Source organism: Mycobacterium colombiense (assembly GCF_001672755.1).
Lineage (GTDB): Bacteria > Actinomycetota > Actinomycetes > Mycobacteriales > Mycobacteriaceae > Mycobacterium > Mycobacterium colombiense_C.
In genome coordinates, this window is record NZ_LZKI01000183.1 from 49,561 (window position 1) to 59,593 (window position 10,033).

The window sequence follows — 10,033 nt, forward strand, 5'->3', positions numbered from 1 at the left end:
CGCTCAGCTGCCGTCGGCGACCGACGGCACCGCATCGGCGCCGTTGTTGCGTGCCCCGTTCGTTCCGGAAGCGTCCGCGGGCAGCTCGAAAGCCGCGGTCACCGAACCCACCGCCGCCATCGCGGCATTGCGTTGCGCTTCCATTCGGGCCAGCGCCGTCTCGGTGAAGACCGACAGCCCGAGATCGTGGTTATAACCGTGGATTTCTTTGACGTCGAGCTGGGCCAGGAAGTAGACGATCTCCTTGGAGACCACCTGGCCAGGCACCAGCACCGGGAACCCCGGCGGGTAGGGCACCACGAATGTGGTCGACACCAGCGTCTTGCCCTCGGCCAGCCGCCGTCCCGCGGTGCCGATCAGCACATGCTCTCGATCGGATTCCTCGTATCCCGCGTAGAACGCCGATCGCATGTCGCCGAAGTTGCACTCATCGACCGGCTTGAAGGCGACGTCGAATTCACTGAAGTCGGGCAGATGCGGCAGATCCTCGGTGATCTCCTCTACGTGACGCTTCTGCAACTCCCGGTCGGCGACGCTGGCCGCCTTCGCGATGCGGTCGAAATCAATTGCCACCCTTCGCAACACGTCGAGCAGGTAGTGCACGCTCGACCAGGTGACACCGATCGTGAAGATCAGCAGCACGCTGTTGATCGACGTCTTGTTGATCTGGATGCCGAATCGCTCCATCAGGATCTTTTCGCGGAAGTCGTAGCCGTTCATTCCGGTTTTGCCGACAAACAGCGTGACCCGCGTCGGGTCCAGCACGAACTGGTCGGAACGCCACGCCTCGTTCCATTCGGCCAGGGCGCCCTGCCTGATCGAAGCGGTCGAGCTGACCGCGGACTCCCGGAAGTCCTCAGGCACCAGGTCCGATTCGTCGAGGATCCGGAACCACCTGCTGATCAGCCGGTCTTTACGCACCCGATGCCGGAAGACCAGCGCCATGTCGTAGACCTGGCGGACCAGTTGGAAGCCCTCGATGTCGACCTGACGCCGGGCCAGGTCCAGGGACGCCAGCAGTTGCTGGTTCGGTGACGTCGAGGTGTGGGTCAAAAACGCCTCACCGAAGGAATCCCGGGTGAGCGCGTTGAAATCCTGATCGCGCACGTGGATCATCGACGCCTGCCGCAGCGCCGACAGCGATTTGTGCGTGGAGTGCGTCGCATACACGCGCACCCGAGCGGTGGCCGGGTCGGGCATCAACTCGCGCTCGATCCACTCCGACCGGTCGACCCCGTCCATGGATGCGGCCCATTTCCGATACTCCGCAACGTATTCCGGCGACGCCAGCATCTGCTCCAGGCGCTCGGCGGACACCATGGCGGTCCGCTGCCGGGCCCACGGCACGGCCGTGGCGAACGCGTACCACGCCTCGTCCCACAGGAAGCAGATGTCCGGCTTGATCGCCAGCACCTCCTGCATGACCTGCATGGGGTTGTAGACGACGCCGTCGAAGGTGCAGTTGGTCAGCAGCAGCATGCGCACCCGGTGCAGCTGTCCGGCCGCCTCCAGGTCCAACAGCGTCTGCTTGATGGTGCGCAGCGACACCGCGCCATAGATCGCGAACTGCGGCAGCGGATACGCGTCCAGGTACAGCGGGTAGGCGCCGGCCAGCACCAGCCCGTAGTGATGCGACTTGTGGCAGTTGCGGTCGATCAGCACGATGTCACCCGGCCGGGTCAGCGACTGCACCACGATCTTGTTGGCCGTCGACGTCCCGTTGGTGACGAAGTAGGTGTGGTCGGCGTTCCACGTCGTGGCGGCCTTGTCCATCGCCTTCTTGATGTTGCCGTGCGGGTCCAGCAGCGAGTCGAGGCCGCCGGAGGTGGTGGAGGTTTCGGCCATGAAGATGTTGCGGCCGTAGAACTCTCCCATGTCCTGCAGCGACCTGGAGTTGAAGATGCTGGCGCCGCGCGCGACGGGCAAGGCGTGGAATTGGCCGACCGGTGCGGCGGCATATGCCCGTAGCGCATCGAAAAACGGTGTGGCATAACGGTTTCGCAGTCCGGCGAGTACCGTGCTGTGCAGGTCGGTGACGTCGTTGAGCCGGTAGAACGTGCGGTCGTAGACGTCGGGCTCGGTGTCATCGCCGGCCGCGATCGACTCGTCGGTCAGCAGATACAGGTCGATGTGGGGCCGCAGCTCCCTGATCCACTCGCCGCACTCCACCCAGTCGTTGGCCCGATCGGGGATGACCCCGTCCGCATCCTCGTTGGGCCCCAACAGCGTGTTCATCAGCGGCAGCCGGTCACGGGACCGCAGCGGCAGGTCGTCGCGGATGATCGCGGCCTGAATCTCCCCGTTCAGCGCCACCGCCGTGATGGCGTCTTCGACGCTGGGCACCACCAGGATCTCGAACTGCACATCGTCGGACGCGCAGCGCAGCGCGCGCAGGCACTCGGCCAGGCTGTCCGGCGCCGTGCTCGGGGCGTCGTCGGCGAGCAGCACGGTGTAGAAGTGCTGCTGCTTGGCCTGGGCGACCAGCTCCTGGTCATCCAGCGGCGCGGAGGTGTCGAAAAGCCCTGCGCGGTCGCCGTATTCACTCAGCAGCCGCACGGCCAGGGAGACCTCCTCGGTGAGCCGCACCGTGGACAGGCTCTCCAGATGGGCCCGGAAGATCGCCAGGTTCGCCGCACCGGGGTACAGCCAGTAACGCTCGTAGGCGGCGATGCGATCCATCAGGCGCTTCACCCGCGCCACGTCGTGGGCCTTGTCCAGTCCGGCGAGGTCCACCTCGGCGAGGTGACGGCAGGCGTCGTCGAGCAGGTTCCACGTGTCGACCCTGGCGTAGGACGGGTTGGCCACCGCCGCCAGTGCGGACACTCGTAGTCGCCGCGGCTGGGTGCTGTATCGAATCATGACCTCACCTGTTCTTCTCGGATCGCCGCCGCTGACGTGCCGCTCGTATTGTGAACCCGCTGCGCCACGCCCGTGGTCATTTCACCTCAGCTTGCTCAGTGATCCGCCTCGTCATCGCTGTCCACGACATCGCCTCGAGGGCGTCGATTGCCCCGGGCACCCTCCGCCCACCGCAGCATGGGCAGCTCGAGGCGACGGACCGGCGACTCGGTGACATCGCTGAGCGAGCGCACCACGCCCTGCGTCAGCCCCATGATCGCGGCCATCACCGGCAGCAGCGGCTGCAGCGGCTTGGCCGCCGAACGTACCGTGCTGATGCGGCGGGCGACTATTACCCGTTCGACGCAGTGATACAGCCAGGCGCCCACGCCCAGCGCGTAGATCGACAGCACCGAGGCCACGATCGTCAGGCCGTAGGCGGCGCAGATCACCGCACCCAGCACCACCGTCGCGGCCAGGGTGGCCGCCACGAGCAGGCGCAGCTCCAGCCGGGTCATGGTTGTGGTCCGTGGTCCTCCGGTGTTATGTCGGAAGCCACCGCACCCCGGACCGCCTGGGCGGCGGCCCTGATCTGCGGTGTCACCAGCATGACGTGGCCGAGCACCCCGTTGACGAAGCCTGGCGAGTCGTCGGTGGACAGCTCCTTGGCCAGCTGGACGGCCTCGTCGACGGCGACCGGTTCCGGCACGTCGTCGGCGTAGAGCAGCTCCCAGACCGCGACCCGCAGGATGGCCCGGTCCACAGCGGGCAGCCGGTCCAGCGTCCAGCCCTGCAGATGCGAGCTGATCAGGTCATCGATGTGCGCGGCATGTTCGCCGACGCCCCGGGCCGCCGCGGCCGTATACGGTTGCAGGGGCGCGACTTCGGGGTTCGTTTCGGCGAGCCCGGTGCGGACGTCGACGACCTCCGCCGGGCTCAGCCCACGGGCCTCGGCTTCGAACAACAAGTCGACGGCACGCTTGCGGGCCTGATGGCGTCCCCGCACGGGTCTGCTCACGCGTTGACGCGCCCCAGGTAGCTGCCGTCGCGCGTGTCGACCTTCAGCTTGTCTCCGGTGTTGATGAACAGCGGCACCTGGATCTCGGCGCCGGTCTCCACGGTGGCGGGCTTGGTGCCGGCGCTGGACCGGTCGCCCTGCAGGCCCGGCTCCGTGTGGGTGACCTCCATCTCGACCGAGACGGGCAGCTCGAGGTACAGCGGGGCCCCGTTGTGGAACGCCACCTGCACCGGCAGGCCCTCCAGCAGGAACCGGGCTAAATCTCCGACCAGCGTCTCGGGCAGCGGGTGCTGCTCGTAGTCCTCGCTGTCCATGAACACGAAATCCGAACCGTCGCGGTACAGGTACGTGGCGTCGCGCCGGTCGACGGTGGCGGTCTCCACCTTCACGCCGGCGTTGTACGTCTTGTCGACGACCTTGCCGGAGAGCACGTTCTTGAGCTTGGTCCGCACGAAGGCCGGGCCCTTGCCCGGTTTGACATGCTGGAACTCGACGATCTGCCACAGCTGGCCGTCGATCACCAGCACCAGTCCGTTCTTGAAATCGGCAGTGCTTGCCACGGTTCGGTATATCTCCTCGAGGATGGACAGTCGCTACGGAACTGTCTGTAACTTGTCGGCCAGTTTAGAGCGCTCCGCGACCGTGCCCCGCGGGCCGGGGTCGAGCCGTGACGCGCGAAACGCCGTTAGTGGTGGACGCGTTCCGAGCCGACCGCGGCGTGCTCGTCCGGCGACGGCAGCGGCTTGATCATCGTCAGCAGCGGGACATGCAGCGTGACCCCGCTGGCGAACGGCATGTGGATCGCGAAGTAGACGATCTGCATCTCCAGCCGCATCTCCCGAAGGGGCTGGGCGTACATGTCCCACCGGAAATCCCGGAGGCGCGCCAAACCCCGTGCCACCCCGTTCACGCACCCGACTGTACTCGGCGGCGCAACCCACAGGCACCATCAGCTACGCCAAAACGGCGAGCTCCTTGGGGAACTTGGTCAGCAATTCCGGTGGCTTGCCGAGGGTTTCGTCCGGCACCACCAGCGTGTCCTCGATGCGCACCCCGCCGCGGCCGGGCAGGTAGACGCCGGGTTCCACGGTCACCACGGATTCGGCCAGCAACGTGCCGGTGGAGGTGGCGCCGATGCCCGGCGCCTCGTGGATCTCCAGACCTACGCCGTGGCCCAGGCTGTGGCTGAACTGCTCGCCGTAACCGGCGTCGGCGATCACCCGGCGGGCCGCGGCGTCCACCTCGCGCAGATCGGCGCCCGCGTGCAGCGCCTCGCGGCCGGCCCGCTGCGAGTCGGCGACCAACTGGTAGATCTCCAGCTGCCAGTCGGCCGCCTTGCCGAGCACGAAGGTGCGGGTCATGTCGGAGTGGTAGCCACCAACGAGCGCACCGAAATCGATCTTGACGAAATCGCCGCTGGCCAACACCGCGTCGGTGGGGCGGTGATGCGGGATCGCCGAATTCGGGCCCGCGGCCACGATGGTGTCGAACGAAATCGCGTCGGCCCCGTGGTCGAGCATCAGGGCCTCCAGCTCGCGGCTGACCTCGCGTTCGGTCCGGCCGGGCCGCAGGCCGCCGCGGGCCACCAGATCGGTCAGCGCCGCGTCGGCCGCCTCGCACGCCAGCCGCAGCAGTGCGACCTCGCCGGCGTCCTTCACCTCACGCAACGCCTCGACGGTTCCGGCGGCCTTGACCAGCTCGGTGGCCGCCTTGCGCTCGTCCAGCTCGCGGGTCAGCGCGTCGAATCCGTCGACGGTCACCACGTTGCTTTCGAAGCCCAGCTTCAGCGCGCCGGCCTCGGCCGCGTGCGCGGCCAGGTGCCGTCCCAGCACCCGCTCGATGGCGACGTCGAGGTCCGGTGCCTGCTCGGCGGCCTGGGTCCGGTACCGCCCATCGGTGGCCAAGACGGGGCCGCGATCGTCGGCGAACACCAGCAACGCGCCGTTGGATCCGGTAAAACCGGAGAGGTAACGGACGTTCACCAAGTCCGTGACCAGCAGCGCATCCAATCCGCTGGCCTCAAGTCGCGCTCTGAGCCTGTCTCGACGCTGTGAATGTGTCACAGGTCTTGACGGTACTCGCTACGCTTTTGGGCCATGAGTAACTGGATGCTGCGCGGATTGGTCTACGCCGCGGCGATGGTCGTCGTCCGATTGTTCCAAGGTGCACTGATCAACGCGTGGCAGACACAGGCCGGGCTGTTCAGCGTCTGCCTGCTGATTCTGTTCATCATCGGGGTGATGATCTGGGGAATTCGTGACGGCCGCGCCGACGCCATCGCCAACCCGGATCCGGATCGCCGCGGCGACCTGGCGATGACCTGGCTGCTGGCCGGCCTGGTGGCCGGTGTGCTCAGCGGCGCGGTCTCCTGGCTGATCGCGCTTGTGTACAAGGGCCTGTACACCGGCGGACTGCTCAACGAGGTGACGACGTTTGCGGCCTTCACCGCGCTGTGCGTCTTTTTGCCCGGAATCATCGGCGTGACCATCGGACGCTGGCGGGTGGACCGCAATCCGCCGGCACGCCGGCCGGGCGCCGACGACGAGCGGGCCGACACCGACGTGTTCTCCGCGGTGCGGGGCGACGACGCGCCCACCGGCGAGATCCCCACGCAGACGGCCGGCGCCCACGCCGAGCCGCGGACGTCGGCGGTCGCCACGGCCGAGCGCGAGGCGCACACCGACTCGGCCAGCACCGAATCACCGACCGAGACGATCGCCAAGCCCGAGGACGACCCGAAGACCGAGGTGATCCGCACCGGCGACGAGCACACCAAGCCGGGCACCGAGCACGACAAGGGCTAGCTGTTGGCGCCGGGCTCCCCGGCCAGATAGCGCAGGGCGAGCAGATAGCCCTGCACCCCCAGCCCGACGATCACTCCGGTCGCGACCGGGCTGAGGTAGGAGTGTCGCCGGAACTCTTCGCGCGCATGGACATTGGAGATGTGCACCTCGATCAGGGGTGCGCTCAACTCCGCGCACGCGTCGCGCAGCGCCACCGACGTGTGGGTGAGCCCGCCGGCGTTGAGGATCACCGGCTGGTCCGCGTCGGCGGCCGCATGGATCCAGTCCAAAAGTTCGGCCTCGTTATCGCTCTGGCGTACAACGGCTTTGAGGCCGAGCGTGTCGGCTTCCCGCTCGATCAGCGCCGCCAGCTGATCGTGCGTCGTGTCGCCGTACACGTCCGGCTCGCGCCGGCCCAGCCGGCCCAGGTTCGGGCCGTTGATGACGTTGACGACGGTGGTCATGACACCTCCGCGAGTCCGGCATACGCCGCCGCCAACAGCGACGGGTCGGGGCCGGCCATCCGGCCCGGCTTGCCCAGGCCGTCGAGGACCACGAACCTCAGCACCCCGGCCCGCGACTTCTTGTCTCCCGCCATGTATTCCAGCAACTGCGGCAGCGCGTCGGCGTCGTAGCTGACCGGCAGGCCGAGCGCGGACAGGATGGTGCGGTGGCGCTGCGCGGTGGCGTCGTCGAGGCGGCCGGCCAGCCGGGCCAGCTCGGCGGCGAAGACCAGTCCCACCGACACCGCCGCCCCGTGCCGCCACTGGTAGCGCTCGCGACGCTCGATGGCGTGCCCCAATGTGTGCCCGTAGTTGAGGATTTCGCGCAGCTCCGACTCTTTCTCGTCGGCGGCCACCACCTCCGCCTTGACGGCGATCGCGCGGCGGATCAGCTCGGCCAGCACGTCACCAGACGGGTCGACGGCGGCCTGCGGGTCGGCCTCGATGAGGTCGAGGATCACCGGGTCCGCGATGAATCCCGCCTTGACGATTTCGGCCATCCCGGCCACAAGTTCGTTGTGCGGCAACGTCTGCAGCGTGTCGAGATCCACCAGCACGGCGTGCGGCTGATGGAACGACCCGACCAGGTTCTTGCCCGCGTCGGTGTTGATCCCGGTCTTGCCGCCGACGGCCGCGTCGACCATGCCGAGCAACGTGGTGGGCACGTGCACGATGTCGACGCCGCGCAGCCAGGTGGCCGCCGCGAATCCGGCGACGTCGGTGGCCGCGCCGCCACCAAGGCTGACCAACGCGTCTTTGCGTCCAATCCCGATGCGGCCCAACACTTCCCACAAGAAACCCACCACCGGGAGGTCCTTGCCCTCCTCGGCGTCCGGGATCTCGATGCGGTGCGCGTCAACGCCCTTGTCCGCCAACCGGCCTCGGATCACCTCGGCGGTCTCGGTCAGCACGGGCTGATGGACGATGGCCACCTTGTGCCTGCCGCCGAGGAGTTCGTCCAGCTCGCCCAGCAGGCGGGTGCCGACGATCACCGGGTACGGCGGGTCGACGGCCACCTCGATGGTGACCGGATCACCGGAGCGTGTCATGTGGCCGCCCCGGCGGGAGCCTGCAACCGCGAGACGATGTAGCGGACCACCGCGCCGGGGTTGCGCCGGTTGGTGTCGACGCGGATGGTGGCCGCCCGCCGGTACAGCGGGCTGCGTTCGGCCAGCAGCGCGCGGTACTTGTCGGCGCGATCGGGGCCGGCCAGCAGCGGGCGCACGGCGTTGCCGCCGGTGCGGCGCACGCCTTCGGTGGCGCTGATCTCCAGGTAGATGACGGTGTGACCGGCGAGCACCTCGCGCACCCCCGGGCTGGTGACGGCGCCGCCCCCGAGCGACACCACGCCGTCATGGCCGGCCAGCGCGGCGCGCACCACGTCTTCCTCGATGCGGCGGAATTCCGGCTCGCCGTCGATGGCGAAGATGTCGGCGATGGGGCGCCCGGTCTGCTGCTCGATGGCCACGTCGGTGTCCAGGAAATCGACGCCGAGCGCCTTGGACAGCCGCCGGCCGATGGTGGACTTGCCCGACCCCGGCAGGCCCACCAGGACCGCCTTGGGCGCCATTACGCGGTACCCCGGGCGGCCGGCGACTCCCGCTCGGCGACCGCGTGCCGGTAGGACTCGACGTTGCGGCGGGTTTCGGCCAGCGAATCGCCGCCGAACTTCTGCAGCGCGGCCCGCGCCAGCACCAGCGCCACCATGGCCTCGACCACCACGCCGGCGGCGGGCACCGCGCACACGTCCGAGCGCTGGTGGATCGCGACGGCCTCGTCGCCGGTCGCCATGTCGACCGTGGCCAGCGCGCGCGGCACCGTGGAGATGGGCTTCATCGCGGCGCGCACCCGCAGCGGCTGGCCGTTGGTCATGCCGCCCTCCAGGCCGCCCGCGCGGTTCGTCGAGCGGACCACGCCGTCGGGGCCGGGGTACATCTCGTCGTGGGCGCGGCTGCCGCGGCGGCGCGCCGTCTCGAAGCCGTCGCCGATCTCGACGCCCTTGATCGCCTGAATGCCCATGACGGCACCGGCGAGCTGGCTGTCCAGCCGGTTGTCGCCGCTGGTGAACGAGCCCAGCCCGACGGGCAGGCCAGAGACCACCACCTCGACCACACCGCCGAGCGTGTCGCCGTCCTTCTTGGCGGCCTCGATCTCGGTGATCATCGCCTCCTCGGCTGCCTTGTCGAAGGCACGCACCGGGCTGGCGTCGATCGCGGGCAGGTCGCCCGGGCCGGGCGGCGGGCCGTCGTAGGGCGCCGACGGGCCGATCGCGATGACGTGCGAGAGCACCTCGGCGCCGAGCGCCTGACGCAGGAACGCGCGGGCGACGGTGGCGGCCGCGACGCGGGCCGCCGTCTCGCGGGCACTGGCCCGCTCCAGCACCGGCCGGGCGTCGTCGAAGCCGTACTTGAGCATGCCCGCGTAGTCGGCGTGGCCGGGCCGCGGCCGGGTCAGCGGCGCGTTGCGCGCGCTGTCCGCCAGCTCGCCAGGGTCGACCGGATCGGCGGCCATCACGGTCTCCCATTTCGGCCATTCGGTATTGCCGATCTCGACGGCGATGGGCCCGCCCAGGGTGACACCGTGACGCACCCCGGACAGCACGCTCACCGCGTCCCGCTCGAACGCCATCCGGGCGCCTCGGCCGTAACCCAGGCGACGACGGGCCAACTGTTCCGAAATGTCGAGGGAGGTGACCTCCACACCCGCGACCATGCCTTCGAGCACGGCCACCAGCGCGCGGCCATGCGACTCCCCAGCAGTGATCCAACGCAACACGAGTCCCATTGTCCCATGGGCACCTGCGCTGACTTAAATCCGCGCGCTGCGTCAGAAGAAACTGCTCGCCGGCAGCTCCGCGCCGTTGACGGCGACATCGCCGAGCACCCGCGCCT

11 protein-coding genes are annotated in these 10,033 nt (G+C 68.8%); 1 reads left to right on the forward strand and 10 read right to left on the reverse strand.

What is annotated here, in order from left to right:
* Positions 1-3: 3 nt before the first annotated feature.
* The 6 genes from A5708_RS23295 to A5708_RS23315 all read right to left on the reverse strand — a co-directional run bounded on the left by A5708_RS23295 (position 4) and on the right by A5708_RS23315 (position 5,919).
* On the reverse strand, positions 4-2,859 hold the full coding sequence (locus tag A5708_RS23295) for an aminotransferase class I/II-fold pyridoxal phosphate-dependent enzyme (RefSeq protein ID WP_065030867.1): 2,856 nt from the start codon (positions 2,857-2,859) through the stop codon (positions 4-6).
* 95 nt (positions 2,860-2,954) lie between these two features.
* On the reverse strand, positions 2,955-3,356 hold the full coding sequence (locus tag A5708_RS23300) for an antitermination protein NusB (RefSeq protein WP_065030868.1): 402 nt from the start codon (positions 3,354-3,356) through the stop codon (positions 2,955-2,957).
* Positions 3,353-3,856: a transcription antitermination factor NusB gene (gene nusB / locus A5708_RS23305; RefSeq protein WP_065030869.1), complete on the reverse strand. Its 504-nt coding sequence runs from the start codon at positions 3,854-3,856 to the stop codon at positions 3,353-3,355. Before nusB ends, A5708_RS23300 begins: the two co-directional genes overlap by 4 nt.
* Positions 3,853-4,416, reverse strand: coding sequence for an elongation factor P (gene efp, locus A5708_RS23310; protein WP_065030870.1), 564 nt, complete (start codon positions 4,414-4,416; stop codon positions 3,853-3,855). Before efp ends, nusB begins: the two co-directional genes overlap by 4 nt.
* 125 nt (positions 4,417-4,541) lie before the next feature.
* Positions 4,542-4,766 carry a hypothetical protein gene (locus A5708_RS27050; RefSeq protein WP_155766160.1) on the reverse strand — a complete coding sequence of 75 codons (225 nt, stop codon included), beginning with the start codon at positions 4,764-4,766 and terminating at the stop codon, positions 4,542-4,544.
* A gap of 43 nt (positions 4,767-4,809) precedes the next feature.
* Positions 4,810-5,919, reverse strand: coding sequence for a M24 family metallopeptidase (locus A5708_RS23315; RefSeq protein ID WP_065030871.1), 1,110 nt, complete (start codon positions 5,917-5,919; stop codon positions 4,810-4,812).
* 33 nt (positions 5,920-5,952) lie between these two features.
* Between A5708_RS23315 and A5708_RS23320 the strand changes: the two genes are divergently transcribed.
* Positions 5,953-6,660: a B-4DMT family transporter gene (locus A5708_RS23320; protein WP_196772727.1), complete on the forward strand. Its 708-nt coding sequence runs from the start codon at positions 5,953-5,955 to the stop codon at positions 6,658-6,660.
* On the opposite strand, the gene aroQ is transcribed toward A5708_RS23320, so the two are convergent.
* From aroQ to aroC, 4 genes are read right to left on the reverse strand one after another with little or no spacing between them, the layout of a single operon-like run.
* The gene (gene aroQ / locus A5708_RS23325; RefSeq protein WP_065030872.1) at positions 6,657-7,103 is read right to left on the reverse strand and encodes a type II 3-dehydroquinate dehydratase; all 447 of its coding nucleotides are present in this window, start codon (positions 7,101-7,103) and stop codon (positions 6,657-6,659) included. The two genes, A5708_RS23320 and aroQ, sit on opposite strands and share 4 nt — an antisense overlap.
* Positions 7,100-8,191 (reverse strand): 3-dehydroquinate synthase, encoded by a 1,092-nt coding sequence (gene aroB, locus A5708_RS23330; protein WP_065030873.1) that lies wholly within the window; start codon positions 8,189-8,191, stop codon positions 7,100-7,102. Before aroB ends, aroQ begins: the two co-directional genes overlap by 4 nt.
* Positions 8,188-8,712: a shikimate kinase gene (locus tag A5708_RS23335; protein WP_065030874.1), complete on the reverse strand. Its 525-nt coding sequence runs from the start codon at positions 8,710-8,712 to the stop codon at positions 8,188-8,190. The genes aroB and A5708_RS23335 overlap by 4 nt, the downstream gene beginning before the upstream one ends.
* Positions 8,712-9,917 carry a chorismate synthase gene (gene aroC / locus A5708_RS23340; protein ID WP_065030883.1) on the reverse strand — a complete coding sequence of 402 codons (1,206 nt, stop codon included), beginning with the start codon at positions 9,915-9,917 and terminating at the stop codon, positions 8,712-8,714. The genes A5708_RS23335 and aroC overlap by 1 nt, the downstream gene beginning before the upstream one ends.
* Between the last annotated feature and the right edge of the window lie 116 nt (positions 9,918-10,033).

Excerpts from the sequence above, each read along its gene's own strand:
- A5708_RS23335 (WP_065030874.1), bottom strand. The coding sequence starts at position 8,712 with ATGGCGCCCAAGGCGGTCCTGGTGGGCCTGCCGGGGTCGGGCAAGTCC.
- aroQ (WP_065030872.1), bottom strand. The coding sequence starts at position 7,103 with ATGACCACCGTCGTCAACGTCATCAACGGCCCGAACCTGGGCCGGCTG.
- A5708_RS23300 (WP_065030868.1), bottom strand. The coding sequence starts at position 3,356 with ATGACCCGGCTGGAGCTGCGCCTGCTCGTGGCGGCCACCCTGGCCGCG.
- aroB (WP_065030873.1), bottom strand. The coding sequence starts at position 8,191 with ATGACACGCTCCGGTGATCCGGTCACCATCGAGGTGGCCGTCGACCCG.
- A5708_RS23295 (WP_065030867.1), bottom strand. The coding sequence starts at position 2,859 with ATGATTCGATACAGCACCCAGCCGCGGCGACTACGAGTGTCCGCACTG.
- A5708_RS23320 (WP_196772727.1), top strand. The coding sequence starts at position 5,953 with ATGAGTAACTGGATGCTGCGCGGATTGGTCTACGCCGCGGCGATGGTC.